Source organism: Halomonas sp. MCCC 1A13316 (assembly GCF_014931605.1).
In the GTDB taxonomy this organism is placed as follows: Bacteria; Pseudomonadota; Gammaproteobacteria; order Pseudomonadales; family Halomonadaceae; genus Halomonas.
This window is the reverse complement of sequence record NZ_CP053382.1, coordinates 4,349,299-4,363,406: the sequence shown is the minus strand read 5'-3', so window position 1 is coordinate 4,363,406 and position 14,108 is coordinate 4,349,299. Positions and strand designations below refer to the sequence as shown.

The 14,108-nt window shown below is 64.7% G+C and carries 11 protein-coding genes; 8 read left to right on the top strand and 3 right to left on the bottom strand.

Annotation, left to right across the window (positions count from 1 at the left end):
• Positions 1-18 precede the first annotated feature (18 nt).
• Positions 19-963 carry a LysR family transcriptional regulator gene (locus HNO52_RS20305; RefSeq protein WP_197566962.1) on the bottom strand — a complete coding sequence of 315 codons (945 nt, stop codon included), beginning with the start codon at positions 961-963 and terminating at the stop codon, positions 19-21.
• A gap of 202 nt (positions 964-1,165) precedes the next feature.
• Here HNO52_RS20305 and HNO52_RS20300 point away from each other — a divergent pair, with 202 nt between their 5' ends.
• From HNO52_RS20300 to etfB, 8 genes are all read left to right on the top strand, one after another.
• Positions 1,166-1,903, top strand: a complete 738-nt coding sequence (locus HNO52_RS20300; protein WP_197566961.1) for a FadR/GntR family transcriptional regulator — start codon at positions 1,166-1,168, stop codon at positions 1,901-1,903.
• A 280-nt stretch (positions 1,904-2,183) separates the two neighbouring features.
• On the top strand, positions 2,184-3,341 hold the full coding sequence (gbdR, locus tag HNO52_RS20295; RefSeq protein WP_197566960.1) for a choline metabolism transcriptional regulator GbdR: 1,158 nt from the start codon (positions 2,184-2,186) through the stop codon (positions 3,339-3,341).
• Between the two features lie 267 nt (positions 3,342-3,608).
• A complete protein-coding gene (locus HNO52_RS20290) occupies positions 3,609-4,586 on the top strand; it encodes a dipeptidase (RefSeq protein WP_197566959.1) in 978 nt (325 codons plus the stop codon).
• 67 nt (positions 4,587-4,653) lie between these two features.
• Positions 4,654-5,199, top strand: coding sequence for a DUF5943 domain-containing protein (locus HNO52_RS20285; protein WP_197566958.1), 546 nt, complete (start codon positions 4,654-4,656; stop codon positions 5,197-5,199).
• A 10-nt stretch (positions 5,200-5,209) separates the two neighbouring features.
• Entirely contained in the window at positions 5,210-7,282 is a 2,073-nt protein-coding gene (dgcA, locus tag HNO52_RS20280; RefSeq protein WP_197566957.1) for a dimethylglycine demethylation protein DgcA, read from the top strand.
• Positions 7,283-7,469: 187 nt separating this feature from the next.
• Positions 7,470-9,437, top strand: coding sequence for a (Fe-S)-binding protein (locus HNO52_RS20275; RefSeq protein ID WP_197566956.1), 1,968 nt, complete (start codon positions 7,470-7,472; stop codon positions 9,435-9,437).
• Positions 9,434-10,708 carry an electron transfer flavoprotein subunit alpha gene (gene etfA, locus HNO52_RS20270; RefSeq protein WP_197566955.1) on the top strand — a complete coding sequence of 425 codons (1,275 nt, stop codon included), beginning with the start codon at positions 9,434-9,436 and terminating at the stop codon, positions 10,706-10,708. Before HNO52_RS20275 ends, etfA begins: the two co-directional genes overlap by 4 nt.
• Complete coding sequence (gene etfB, locus HNO52_RS20265; protein ID WP_197566954.1) at positions 10,698-11,516, top strand: electron transfer flavoprotein subunit beta; 819 nt, start codon at positions 10,698-10,700, stop codon at positions 11,514-11,516. The genes etfA and etfB overlap by 11 nt, the downstream gene beginning before the upstream one ends.
• A 70-nt stretch (positions 11,517-11,586) precedes the next feature.
• On the opposite strand, the gene HNO52_RS20260 is transcribed toward etfB, so the two are convergent.
• A complete protein-coding gene (locus HNO52_RS20260; protein ID WP_197566953.1) occupies positions 11,587-12,114 on the bottom strand; it encodes an invasion associated locus B family protein in 528 nt (175 codons plus the stop codon).
• A gap of 234 nt (positions 12,115-12,348) precedes the next feature.
• Positions 12,349-13,920 carry a BCCT family transporter gene (locus HNO52_RS20255; protein ID WP_197566952.1) on the bottom strand — a complete coding sequence of 524 codons (1,572 nt, stop codon included), beginning with the start codon at positions 13,918-13,920 and terminating at the stop codon, positions 12,349-12,351.
• Positions 13,921-14,108 lie beyond the last annotated feature (188 nt).

Sequence of the window (14,108 nt, the reverse complement as noted above, 5' to 3'; positions counted from 1 at the left end):
ATACCGCAAGCGTTGTTTTTAAGGCAACGCTTCATAGGCCTGGGCCAGTCTCGGCGCATCGCCACGAAAGAATCGCATGCCTTTTTGCAGGTGTTCGACACAGGCCTTGGCCGCTACCGTGAGCTCGCGCCCCTCGAGGCTGACGATCTGTGCCCTGGCGCCGTTCATGATGGGATAGGCCATGGGCAGGGCAAGAATCTCGCCGCGCTGGATCTCGTCGCTTACGGTCAGTTCGGGCATGAAGGTCACGCCGATCCCGGAGCGCACGAAATTCTTGAGCACCGCCACGGAATTGGTGTGCAAGCGGGCGTCGAGGTGCACACGCTCATGATGGGCCACCATGTTGGCCATTTGGCGCATGCCGAAGGGGTTGTCCATCAGCGCTAGTGGCGCCCCCTCCAGGTCACGCAGGCGCACCGGTCGAGGCAGTTTGGCCAATGCGTGGCCCGGCGGCACGATGAGGTCGAGCGGCTGACGGGTTTCCACATGAGCGTGAATCAGGGGGTCGACGGGTGGCGCATAGAGCAGCGCCAAGTCGACTTCCATGTCCTTGATCAGCGAAATCGCCTCGTTGACACCGGCCATACGGATCTCCACATCGATCCCGGCGAAGGCGGACATGAAGGCCCCTAGCGGCGCCGTAATCAGGTCGGCGATGAAGCCTTCACCCACAGCGATGCGTACCTCGCCGCGGGCCAGGCCCTGGATGGCCATCAACTGCGACAGCACGGCTTCTTCGGCGGAACGCTGGGCATGGAAATGCTTGACCAGCAGGCGTCCCGCCTCGGTGGGGCGCATGCCGCCCCCATGGCGCTCGCACAGCCTGATGCCGAGATCTTCCTCCAGTGCTTTGAGCTGACGGCTGATGGCCGAAGCGTCCACGCCGAGTCGGGCCGCGGCACGGCGCAATGAGCCCTGCCGAATCACTTCGTTGAGATAGGCAAGGGCGCGCTGGTTGAGCATAAGAGCTCCTCCATGGATGAGTGAGTAGACATCCGTTCGCTTCGAGGGGCGTAGCATGGCGGTGCGGAAAATAATATGATGTATGACTAATCGTTATCAGAAAGAACGCTCGCCTCTTGCTGGCGCTCGCGCTGGCATATTATGAAGAAAAAGACGGTGAAAAGAGACGGAGAAAAGAGGCGTCAATGCTCAGGGTAACCATATGACAATCGATATTTCGGATCTGAACGTACAGAAGGTCTCGAAGCAGGGAAGCCTCCCGACCCACGTCGCCGATAAGCTTGAGGCACTGATTCTGGAAGGAAAAATAAAGGTCGGCGACAAGCTGCCGACCGAGGCTCGCCTATGCGACTCGTTCGGTGTCAGCCGTACGGTGATTCGCGAGGCGGTAACCCACCTGAAATCGCTGGGTCTGGTGGAGACGCGAAGGGGAGTCGGCACGACGGTGCTGCGGGCCACGGCCATCGAAGCTCGACCGGCCGAAAGGATCAGCCCCACCACGATCGAGGACATTCTGCATGTGCTCGAACTCCGGTTGTCGCTGGAGCCGGCGGCCGCGGAGCTGGCCGCCTTGCGATACGACGAAGAGGACCGCCGCAACCTGGAAGCCAAACATGCCGCATTCATCAAGGCGCATGCCGAGAAATCCCAGGCACGCGTGGAGGATTACGAATTCCACTACGCCATCTTCAAGGCCGCGAAGAATCCCTTTTTCCTTCAGCTCTACGCTCAGCTCAGCCAGAGCATGATCCCGCGCGCCAAGCTGCTGGCCGTCGACATCAACCGGGCTGCCGCGGAACGCTACATCGGGCGGGTCAAGGAGGAGCATGGCTATATCCTCGAGGCCATCCTGGCTCGCGATGAGGAAGCGGCAAGGGAGACCATGTATCAGCATCTCAACCGCTCGTGGAATCTCTACAGGAATTACCTGGAGAGATAGAAGCGCTCGTGGCTTTTGCCCTTCACCCATTCTTGCCTACAAGCGACGCTCATCGCACCTGGCTGCGACACCAGGGGGCCGCCTGACTGGCGGCTTCCCGGCGAATGACCGATTTTTAACGTATCCGAGAGCGACATATTGGAATATCTTTGAGGTCAGGCTTGCCTGATCGCGACACCTCAAAGGCACGGATCCAAGCCCGACCCACGACCCTGACACAGCACCCTGATGGGTAAAACATGCCGATAACCATAACGATACACGGCATCGGAGTATGACTATGGCCACGTCCAACTGGACTTCGTCCCCAACCCAGACCTCGTGCAAGGAACCGGCTCCCCAGACGTTGGGTTTCCTGCTGTTGGAAAACTTCACCCTGTTCTCGCTGGCTTCGGCCATCGAGCCGTTGCGCATGGCCAACCAGCTGGCAGGACGAGAGCTTTATCGCTGGTTCACACTGAGTGTGGATGGCGGGCCGATCTCGGCCAGCGACGGGCTGCAGGTTACCCCGGATGGCGCCATCACCATGCCTTTGGCGCTGGACATGGTCATCGTCTGCGGGGGTGTGGGGCCGGCCCGCGCCGTACAGCGCGAGCACGTCAGCTGGCTGCAGTCCCAGGCGCGTCTATCGCGCCGGCTGGGCGGTATCTGCACCGGTAGCTGGGCGCTGGCCAAGGCGGGACTGCTGGACGGCTACGAGACCAGTGTGCATTGGGAGTGCCTGGCGGCGATGCGCGAGTCGTTTCCCCGCACGGTGCTGACCACACGGCTGTTCTCCATCGACCGCGACCGGGCTACCGCCTCCGGCGGCACCGCGCCGCTGGACATGATGCTGACGCTGATCGGGCGCGAGCACGGTCGTGATCTCTCGGCCGGCATCTCCGAGATGTTCATCTGCGAACGTATGCGCGGTGAGAACGACCATCAGCGCGTGCCGCTCAAGCACGTGCTGGGTACCACCCAGCCCAAGCTGCTGGAGATCGTCGCGCTGATGGAGGCCAATCTGGAGGAGCCCATCGCGCTCGAGGAGCTGGCTACGTACGTCGATGTCTCGCGTCGGCAGCTCGAGCGCTTGTTCCAGAGATACCTGGACTGCTCGCCGTCGCGCTATTACCTCAAGTTGCGTCTCACCCGGGCGCGTCAGCTGCTCAAGCAGACCTCTATGTCGATCATCGAGGTCGCCTCGGCCTGCGGCTTCGTCTCCACGCCGCATTTTTCCAAGTGCTACCGGGAATACTTCGGCCTGCCGCCGCGGGAGGAACGCCTGAACATGAGCCCGCTGCGGCCTCCCGTGCTACCGGGACAGGCAGCCGGCAGCTTGCTGCTGCAACCGGTCGCCTTCCAGCCCGTGCCGGAGCAGCCGATCTCGGCGGCGCTGGTGGCACTCGACCAGGCCCGCGGCGAACCGACCTACGCCAGTGTGCGCCTGGACCATTGAACTGAGCCACTGAAGCGGCGGCTCGCAGCCATTGCGCCGTGAGCCGTCGCTTTTCCCCCGCTTCGTTGCCGTCATCCCCCGTTCCGGAGGTGATGGGCATTGTCGTGCCCACGCTTCCTTGCGTATCCGGGTGACACTACTGTGCCGTTCGTCGCAGTCACGACAGAAATGACGTTTTTGGGATTACCGCCGTCGCTTCCAGAAGTCGGGTTAGGCCTGGCCGGCGCTATGCTGCCATCAGTCAACCCCGATCCGGAGCACTCCCCCATGACTCCCCAAGACCTGCACGACGACGCCATCGTCATCGACGGCCTGATTATCGCCAAGTGGAACCGCGAGCTGTTCGAGGACATGCGTCGCGGTAGGCTCACCGCGGCCAATTGTACCGTCTCGGTGTGGGAGGGTTTCCAGGCCACCGTCGACAATATCGTCAAGTCCAACCAGCTGATGGCCGAATGCAGCGACCTGGTGCGCCCGGTGCGTACCACCGCCGATATCACCCGGGCCAAGGAGGAAGGCAAGACCGGTATCATCTACGGTTTCCAGAACGCTCACGCCTTCGAGGACCAGATCGGCTACGTCGAGATCTTCAAGCAGCTCGGCGTGGGCATCGTGCAGATGTGCTACAACACCCAGAACCTGGTGGGCACCGGCTGCTACGAGCGTGACGGCGGGCTCTCGGGCTTCGGCCGCGAGATCGTCGCCGAGATGAACCGCGTCGGTATCATGTGCGACCTGTCGCACGTCGGCGCCAAGACTTCCGAAGAGGTAATCCTCGAGTCCGGCAAGCCGGTCTGCTACTCCCACTGCCTGCCTTCCGGCCTCAAGGAGCATCCGCGTAACAAGTCCGACGAGGAGCTGCGCTTCATCGCCGAGCACGGCGGCTTCGTCGGCGTGACCATGTTTACCCCCTTCCTGCGCGCCGGCATCGACGCCACCGTGGACGATTACGTCGAGGCCATCGAGTACGTGATGAACATTGTCGGCGAGGACGCCATCGGTATCGGTACCGATTTCACCCAGGGCCATGGCAAGGACTTCTTCGAGTGGCTGACCCACGACAAGGGTTACGCCCGCCGCCTGACCAATTTCGGCAAGATCGTCAATCCCGAGGGCATTCGTACCATCGGCGAGTTCCCCAACCTGACCGAGGCCCTGCTGCGCCGTGGGTTCAGTGAACCCCAGGTGCGCAAGATCATGGGCGAGAACTGGGTGCGTGTCTTGAAGGACGTTTGGGGCGACTGACGATATCGGCTGCCCTGGGAAAGCCCTGACGATTTGCCAAGAACAACGATTTTCGAGGAATACGACCGTGACCAAGATGGCCCCCGAGCTTCCCATCGAAGTGGATAGCGAAACTGGCGTGTGGACCACCGACGCCCTGCCGATGCTCTACGTGCCGCGCCACTTCTTTATCAACAACCACACCGCCGTCGCCGAGGCGCTGGGTGTGGACAAGTACGCCGAAATTCTCTACAGCGCCGGCTACAAGAGCGCCTGGCACTGGTGCGAGAAGGAGGCCGAACTGCACGGCCTGGCCGGCGTGGAAGTGTTCGAGCACTACATGCTGCGGCTCTCCCAGCGCGGCTGGGGCAGGTTCGTGACCGAGGACATCGACCTCGACGCCGGCACCGCCCGGGTACGCCTGGAGCACAGCGCCTTCGTCTACCAACTGGGCAAGACGGGGCACAAGGAGGAGTACATGTTCACCGGCTGGTTCGCCGGCGCCATGGACCAGATCCTCGCTGCCCGCGGCAGCAGACTGCGCACCGTCGCCGAGCAGACCCAGAGCGCCGCCGAGCCCGGCTGCGAAGTGGGCATCTTCACCGTCAAGCCGTTGCCCGACGCCCAGGGTTGAGGAGGTTTCCATGGCATTCGACGCGATTTTCGAGCCGATCCAGATCGGCAAGCTGACCATCCGCAACCGTGTGGTCAGCACCGCTCATGCCGAGGTGCACGCCACCGACGGCGGCATGACCACCGAGCGCTATGTGCGTTACTACGAGGAGAAGGCCAAGGGCGGCTGCGGCCTCGCCATCTGCGGCGGCTCCTCGGTGGTCTCCATCGACAGCCCCCAGGGCTGGTGGAGCTCGGTCAACCTTTCCACCGACCGCATCATCCCGCACTTCCAGAATCTGGCCGATGCCGTGCACAAGCATGGCGGCAAGATCATGATCCAGATCACCCACATGGGGCGGCGCTCGCGCTGGGACGGCTTCGACTGGCCGACCCTGGTGTCGCCCTCGGGTATCCGCGAGCCGGTGCACCGCTCCACCTGCAAGACCATCGAGGAGGAGGAGATCTGGCGCATCGTCGGCGACTTCGCCCAGGCTGCGCGGCGGGCGAAGGAGGGTGGCCTGGATGGCGTCGAACTCTCCGCCGTGCACCAGCACCTGATCGACCAGTTCTGGAGCCCGCGGGTCAACAAGCGTACCGACCAGTGGGGCGGCAGCTTCGAGAACCGCATGCGCTTCGGCATGGAGGTGCTCAAGGCGGTGCGCGCCGAGGTGGGCGATGACTTCGTCGTCGGCATGCGTATCTGCGGCGACGAGTTCCATCCCGACGGCCTGACTCACGACGACATGAAGCAGGTCGCCGCCTACTACGACGCCACCGGCCAGGTCGACTTCTTCGGCGTGATCGGTTCCGGCTGCGACACCCACAACACCCTGGCCAACGTCATTCCCAACATGTCCTACCCGCCGGAGCCCTTCCTGCACCTGGCGGCGGGCATCAAGGAAGTGGTCACCGTGCCGGTGATCCACGCCCAGAACATCAAGGACCCCAACCAGGCCCAGCGGATCCTCGAAGGCGGCTACGTCGACCTGGTGGGAATGACCCGCGCGCACATTGCCGACCCGCACCTGATCGCTAAGATCAAGATGGGCCAGATCGACCAGATCAAGCAGTGCGTCGGCGCCAACTACTGCATCGACCGTCAGTATCAGGGCCTCGACGTGCTGTGCATCCAGAATGCCGCGACCTCCCGGGAGTACATGGGCCTGCCGCATATCATCGAGAAGAGCGACGGTCCCAAACGCAAGGTCGTGGTGGTCGGTGGTGGTCCCGGCGGCATGGAGGCGGCCCGCGTCGCCGCCGAGCGCGGCCAGGACGTAACCCTGTTCGAGGCCGCCGAGGCCTTGGGCGGACAGATCACCATCGCCGCACAGGCCCCGCAGCGCGACCAGATCGCCGGTATTACTCGCTGGTATCAACTGGAGCTGGCGCGCCTCGGCGTCGACCTGCGACTGGGTACCCGTGCCGACGAGGCGACCCTCGAGGATTTGCGCCCCGATGTCGTGATTCTCGCCACCGGTGGCCAGCCTTTCCTCAGCCAGTTCCCGGAGTGGGGCTATTCTGAGAATCCCGAGGAGAGCCTGGTGGTCAGCACCTGGGACATCCTCTCGGGCAAGGTGGCGCCGGGCAAGAACGTATTGATCTACGACGCCATCTGCGAGTTCTCCGGCGTTTCTGCGGCGGACTACCTGGCCGACAAGGGCGCCAAGGTCGAGATCGTCACTGACGATATCAAGCCCGGCGCGGCGGTGGGCGGCACCACCTTCCCCACCTATTACCGCAGCCTCTACGAGAAGGAGGTGATCATGACCTCCGACCTGATGCTACACAAGGTCTACCGCGAGGGCAGCGGCCTGGTGGCGGTGCTCGAAAACGAGTACACCGGCGCCCTGGAGGAGCGGGTAGTCGACCAGGTGGTGGTGGAGAACGGCGTGCGGCCCGATGAGGCGCTCTACCTTGCGCTAAAGGAGCGTTCGCGCAACCGCGGCCAGGTGGATCTCGAGGCGCTCTATGCCGCCAAGGCACAGCCCTGCCTCTCCGAGGAGGGCGACGGTTATCTGCTGTTCCGCCTGGGCGACTGCACCGCGCCGCGCAACACGCACGCCGCGATTTATGACGCCCTGCGGCTATGCAAAGACCTCTGAAAGCTATGGCGCTCGGCCAGGCGTTGTTGAAGTTCGTCTCGTCATGCTCATGGAGCAAGCAGTCCACTCCGCTGACTCGCCGAACTTCGCCTAGCCTGGCCGTCGCTCATGACGCTTTCAACGTGCCGGCCTCTGTTATTGCCGGGATAGCCACAACGCCAACGGCTCCTGAGACGAGGTGAGCACCATGCTCGACACCCTCCTGCCGATACTGATCTTCTCCGCCCTGGCACTGGCGGTCATCGGCGCCGTCCGCCGAGTTCACCTGTGGCGCCAAGGGCGGCCGTCGCCGGTACCGATTCTTCAAGGCCTGGCGGCCATGCCGCGCCGTTATCTGGTAGATCTGCACCACGTGGTGGCGCGCGACAAGGTGATGTCCAACACTCACGTGGCTACCGCCGGTGGTTTCGTGGCGGCTGCCGTGCTGATGATCCTGGTGCATGGCCTGGGGCTCGCCAACCCTGTCCTCGGCGGGCTGCTGCTGGCCGCCAGTGCGCTGATGTTCGTGGGCAGCCTGTTCGTTGCCAAGCGGCGGCGCAATCCGCCGGCACGGCTCTCCAAGGGACCGTGGATGCGGCTGCCAAAGAGCCTGATGGCATTCTCGTTGAGCGTGTTCCTGATTACCCTGCCGACGGTAGGCGTACTTCCCCAGGGAACGGGCAGCGTGATTCTCGCCTTGGTGCTGGCCGCGGTGCTGGCCTGGGGCCTGGGCGAGATGTTCTTCGGCATGACCTGGGGCGGGCCGATGAAGCACGCCTTCGCCGGTGCCCTGCACCTGGCTTTCCATCGCCGCCCCGAGCGCTTCGGTGAGGGCAATCGCTCCACCGGCCTCAAGGCGTTGAACCTGGACAACCCCAAAGCCCCGCTCGGCGTCGAGACGCCCAGTGACTTCACCTGGAACCAGCTGCTTGGCTTCGATGCCTGCGTGCAGTGCGGTCGCTGCGAAGCGGCCTGTCCGGCCTTCGCCGCGGGCCAGCCGCTCAACCCCAAGAAGCTGATCCAGGACATGGTCGTCGGCATGGCCGGCGGCAGTGATGCCAACTATGCCGGCTCGCCCTATCCCGACAAGCCGGTGGGTGAGCATGCCGGGAGTCCCCACGGCCCGATCGTGGCGCGCGAGGGAACGGCGCTTGTCGATGCCGAGACGCTGTGGTCCTGCACTACCTGCCGCGCCTGCGTCGAGGAGTGCCCGATGATGATCGAGCACGTCGATGCCATCGTCGACATGCGACGCTTCCTGACGCTGGAACATGGCAATACCCCTAACAAGGGCGCCGAGGTGCTCGACAATCTGATCGCCACCGACAATCCAGGCGGCTTTGATCCCGGCTCGCGCATGCACTGGGCCGCGGACCTGAACTTGCCCCTGATGCGCGATGTGGGACAGGTCGACGTACTGCTGTGGCTCGGCGACGGTGTCTTCGATATGCGCAATCAGCGCACGCTCAGGGCCCTGGTTAAAGTACTGCGTGCGGCCGACGTCGACTTCGCCGTGCTCGGTAACGAAGAGCGCGACAGCGGCGACGTGGCGCGCCGCCTGGGCGACGAGGCGACCTTCCAGGCCCTCGCTCGACGCAATATCGCCACTCTGGCGCAGTATCGCTTCCAGCACATCGTCACCTGCGACCCCCACAGCTTCCATGTCCTCGGCAACGAGTACGGCGAGCTGGGCGGAGTGTACGAGGTGCGCCACCACAGCACTTATATTGCCGAACTGTATGAGGCGGGACGCTTGCACTTCGCGCCCTGGAAGGGCGGCAAGGTCACCTATCACGACCCCTGTTATCTCGGCCGCTACAACGGTGAGTACGAGGCGCCGCGCAACGTGCTCAGGGCGCTGGGTATCGAAGTCGCCGAGATGGCGCGCTCGGGCTATCGCTCGCGCTGCTGTGGCGGTGGTGGCGGTGCACCGATCACCGACATTCCCGGCAAGCAGCGGATACCCGACATGCGCATGAATGATGTCAAGGAGACCGGCGCCGAGTTGGTCGCGGTCGGCTGTCCGCAGTGTACCGCCATGCTAGAAGGCGTGGTGGACGGCCCGGCCGAGGTGCGTGACATCGCCGAACTGGTGGCCGATGCCCTGATGGAGCGTCCCGCTGCCTCGGGTAGTGTCCAGGCCCTGCAGCCATCCGTCGAGGAGGTGACACCATGAGCGACATCCTGCGCCGCGATCCGCGCCGCGAGTGGATCGCCAGAAACCGCCTGCACCCCGAGCACCTGAGCGTGCTGGCGGAACTCGGCGAGGACGCGTCCGCAGCGACGGAGTGGATGGGCCCCAACGGCGTGATACGCAGAAATCCTCACGCGGTGGGCTTCATGGGGCCCAACGGAGTCAAGCGCATCGACCGCAGCGGCGCCCAGCAGGGCGGCCAGGCTGCCGCCGGTGCGGCGGAGGCGAAGGACAGCCGTCGCCAGGTGACAATCGAGGATCCGGCCTTCCTGGTGGCGGTGGTACCGGACATGTCCGGCGGGCGCCTCTCCAGCCACGACCGTGACCTGCTGGGCCTGGCCCGGCAGCTGGCCGATGCCGATGGCGAGCGGCCGGGGGCGGTGCTGGCGGTGGTCTTCGGCACGCATAAGGAAGAGGCTTTCAACGAGGCCGGTGTCGACCGCCTGCTGCATTTCGATGACGGACTGTTCGATGGCCATGCACCGGAAGCTCGCCTGGCAGCGCTTGCCGTCGTCGAGGCTGAGCTCGCCCCGTCTCATTGGCTGCTGCCCGATTCCAAGCTGGGCGGCGCCGACCTGGGACGGCGTTTGGCGGCACGTCTTCAGGAGCGGCCCGCTGCCGGTGTCTGGCAGATCGAGCCCGATGCCACGACGCCGCTGGGCTGGCGCTGTACCGGGCGGGGTGCCGCCGGCACCACCGATATCCAGCGTGCTCTGCCGCGTATCGTACTGGCGCTGGCCGAGTGCGCCGAGCCGGTTTCCGAGACCCGCCATGCGGCGCAGACGCTCGCCTTGACGCAGCCGTTGCCTTCCCTGCTGGCGCGTATCGAGGATCTGGGCTCGGTGGCCGTCGACCCGGCCGGCGTGGCGTTGGCCGAAGCCGAGTTCATTCTCTCCGCCGGCAACGGCGTCAAGGAGTGGGAGGGTTTCCACCATGCCGCCAAGATGCTGGGAGCGACCGAAGGCGCCTCGCGGGTGGCGGTGGACGACGGCTACATGCCGCGCGACCGCCAGGTGGGCGCCACCGGCACCTGGGTCACTGCGCGGGTTTACGTGGCGGTGGGCATCAGCGGTGCCATCCAGCACCTGCAGGGCATCCAGAGCTGCGAGAAAGTGGTCGCCATCAATGTCGACCCTGGGTGCGACATGATCAAGCGCGCCGACCTGGCGGTGATCGGCGACTCGGCGAGCATACTCACGGCACTGGTCGAGATGGTGGCGCGGCTACGAGAGGAGAAGCGCAATGCAGCCTGAAGCTCAAGTCCCTTACGCCCAAACCCCGGGGCGGCTCGAGGTGGCGGTGCTGGTCTCCGTCGGCCGGCATCCGTTGACCGGTCGCTCCCGTCGCGCCGACCAGGACGCTCGCGGCGTGGAGCTGGCGATGTCGCTCGACAAGGCGCATATCAGACTGCTGCATGCAGGGACGCTCGACGAGCAGAGCGAGAGCGCCCTGCGCGGTTACCTGGGCATGGGCCTGCCGCAGTTGACCCTGGTCGAGCAGCCGCCTGGCGCCGATGTGGTTCCCGCCCTGGCCGATATGCTTGATGAAGCAAGGCCGCAGTTGGTGATCGCCGGTGAGCGTGCCGAAGAGGGGGAAGGCTCCGGGTTGTTGCCCTACCTGCTATCCGAACGTCTGGGTTGGCCGCTGGTCAGCGGTCTGGCCGCCGTGGAAAAGGTCGAGAATGGCGTGGCTACGCTGCTTCAGGCCTTGCCGCGCGGCCAGCGCCGTCGGCTCCAGGTACGGCTGCCGGCGATCGTCACCGTCGACGCCGCCGCCGCGACGGCCCGCCAGAGCGCCTTCGGCCCGGCCCGGCGCGGTGAAGTCGAGGTCGAAACCGCCGCCGTGGTGTGGGACGAGGCCCAATCGGAATGGAGCGTGGCCCCGGCCCGCAAGCGCCCCAAGCGGCTCAAGCTCATCAAGGCGACATCGGCGCGGGAGCGTTTCAAGGCTGCCGCGGCCAAGGCCGAAGGCGGCAGCGGCCAGGTGCTCACCGACATGACACCGGAGCAGGGCGCCGAGGCGATCTTCAAGCTATTGAAGGAGGAGGGTGTGCTGAGGTAACGGCAAGCGTTACCCGCGACCCAACGAGCCCCGGCGCAATGCCGGGGCTCTTGTATGAGAGGCCCCGCCTTCAGGGCGAGATGCGGGTGCTGGCGTCGGTGAAGCCCATCAGGGAGATATCCAGATCGATGCGGTTGCCGCGTGGGCCGAACAGGCTCAGGGTGGCCGTACTGCCGCTGCGTAATGCCTGCAGCAGGGACGGTTGAACGGGAAGGTCGGCACGGCAGCCCTGTTGCACGCAGGTCTGGTAGGGGAACTGGACCGGCTCTCCGTCACCTACCTGGAGCTGCAGGCCCGAGGCGAGATGTACCCCCAGCGGCAGCAGGAAAGACATCGCCGGACCGTCGAGTTGCGGCGGATATGCCATCACCACTTGCATCAGCGGCTGGTCGCTGTCCGAGTCGTTGACCACTTGGCCCATCGTGCAGTTGCCCCCGCCCTCGCTTGGGCAGATGACCTCCCAATCACGGATTTGCTCGGTGGTGACATCGGCGGCGTCGGCCCCCGGCGAGGCTTGCTGGGCGAAGGCAGGGGGGGCCAGGGTCAGCAGCGACAACAGGCCGGCCAGGCCCAGGCATCGGATGAACCGGGTCGACATCAGTGTTCCTCCTTCGACTTGGGTAACCATGGGCTCTCGTCGCGTCGTGACCACACGACAGGGAGGGGGACACTTGCCACCTCGACGAGGGACCAGAATGGAAACCACTACCATGCCCGTTCGTTCCCTCGAGGTCGAGCCCGATCTGAGGTGGCGTGGCGAGAAGAGAAGCAAACAACACAACAACCCCGGCCGAGGCCGGGGTTGTTGTGTTAGTACAAAGGGGCTTGCGTATCAGGCCGGCTTGGCCGCCAGCCCATGCTGCTCTTCCATCAATCCCTTCACCAGGCAGAAGGCCATGCCCAGCAGCACCAGGGTAAAGGGCAGTCCGGTGGCCACGGCGCCGGCCTGTAGTGCGCCCAGCGCGGTGCTGCCACCGCCGTAGAGCAGAATGCCCGCAATCACGCCCTCCAGAACGGCCCAGAACACACGCTGGCCGCGGGGTGCGTCGGTCTTGCCGCCGGCGGTGATGTTGTCGATCACCAGCGAGCCGGAATCCGACGAGGTGACGAAGAAGATCAACACCAGCAGGATAGCCAGGCTGGAGGTCAGGGTGGTCAGCGGCAAGTGCTCGAGCATCTGGAACATCGCCAGCGAGACATCACTGATGCCGTCGGCCAGGGCGCCGACGCCAGCGGCCGACTGATCCAGCGCAGTACCACCGAAGGCGCTCATCCATACCAGTGTGACCAAGGTCGGCACCACCAGCACGGCGGTGAGGAACTCGCGCACCGTGCGCCCCCGGGAGACCCGCGCGATGAACATGCCGACGAAGGGCGACCAGGAGATCCACCAGGCCCAGTAAAACACCGTCCAGCCGTGGTACCAGGTGGTGTCGTCGCGACCGATCCAGTTCGACAGCGGCGCGATATGGCTGACATAGGCCAGCGTGGTGCTCCACAGGTTGTTGACGAACAGCAGCACGCCGCCGGTGACGATCACGAAGGTGAGCAGCGCCAGGGCGACCACCATGTTGATGTTGGAGAACAGTTTCACGCCGCCATCGATACCGCGCCACACCGAGAACAGGGCCACGGCGGTGACTACTACGATAATGGCCAGCTGAGTGCCGATGCTGTTGGGCACGTCGAACAGGTAGTTGAGACCGCCGGCCGCCTGGGAGGCACCGAAGCCCAGCGAAGTGGCCAGGCCGAAGATGGTGGCCAGCACCGCGACGATATCGATGATGTGGCCGAACCAGCCGCGCACTCGCTCACCGAGAATCGGCGTGAAGGCCGAGCGCAGGGTCAGCGGCAGGCCGCGGTTGTAGGCGAAGAAGGCCAGCGACAGCCCTACCACGCCGTAGATCGCCCAGGGGTGCAGACCCCAGTGGAACATGGTGGCGCCGATCGCCGCGCTGGCCCCGGCCGGGGTGTGCGCTGCGGCATTCAGCGGAGTGCCGTACCAGTCGGTGTAGTAGGCCACCGGCTCGGCGACGCTCCAGAACATCAGGCCGATGCCCATGCCGGCAGCGAATAGCATGGCGAACCAGGAGAGCGTCGAGTATTCCGGCCGGGCCTGGCTGCCGCCCAGGCGAATGCGCCCCACCGGCATGGCGATCAGCGCCAGGCACAGCAGCACGAAGAGGTTGCCGGCAATCATGAATAGCCAGTCGAAGTACTCGATCGACCAACCGCGGGCCGCAGTGAGGTGGCTGTTGGCGGCATCGGGATAGACCAATGCGTAGAGAATGAAGCCCAGGATGGCCAGGGCCGAGAGAGGAAAGACGGGATGATGGAAATCCATCCCCAGCACCTGGGCATTGTCCTGCCCCGGTTTGAGGATCGGTGCATCGTCATGCTTCATGGGGATTCCTCGTGATTATTTTTGGTGTTGCGCGGGAGCCGGGCGCGTCGGTGCGCCCGGGTCGGCCATTGTTCGCTTCCTGGGAAGTTGGTGGTGTCGTGAAAGCGACCTGCGGTTACCTTGAGCGGCCCTGAGCATGGCGATATCACGCATGGCAATGTCGTCTCTGCACATACGGGGCGTTACGG

Coding starts and splice junctions, on each gene's coding strand:
- HNO52_RS20300 (WP_197566961.1), top strand. CDS start 1,166: ATGACAATCGATATTTCGGATCTGAACGTACAGAAGGTCTCGAAGCAG.
- HNO52_RS20275 (WP_197566956.1), top strand. CDS start 7,470: ATGCTCGACACCCTCCTGCCGATACTGATCTTCTCCGCCCTGGCACTG.
- HNO52_RS20255 (WP_197566952.1), bottom strand. CDS start 13,920: ATGAAGCATGACGATGCACCGATCCTCAAACCGGGGCAGGACAATGCC.
- HNO52_RS20290 (WP_197566959.1), top strand. CDS start 3,609: ATGACTCCCCAAGACCTGCACGACGACGCCATCGTCATCGACGGCCTG.
- HNO52_RS20305 (WP_197566962.1), bottom strand. CDS start 963: ATGCTCAACCAGCGCGCCCTTGCCTATCTCAACGAAGTGATTCGGCAG.
- etfA (WP_197566955.1), top strand. CDS start 9,434: ATGAGCGACATCCTGCGCCGCGATCCGCGCCGCGAGTGGATCGCCAGA.
- HNO52_RS20260 (WP_197566953.1), bottom strand. CDS start 12,114: ATGTCGACCCGGTTCATCCGATGCCTGGGCCTGGCCGGCCTGTTGTCG.
- gbdR (WP_197566960.1), top strand. CDS start 2,184: ATGGCCACGTCCAACTGGACTTCGTCCCCAACCCAGACCTCGTGCAAG.
- dgcA (WP_197566957.1), top strand. CDS start 5,210: ATGGCATTCGACGCGATTTTCGAGCCGATCCAGATCGGCAAGCTGACC.
- etfB (WP_197566954.1), top strand. CDS start 10,698: ATGCAGCCTGAAGCTCAAGTCCCTTACGCCCAAACCCCGGGGCGGCTC.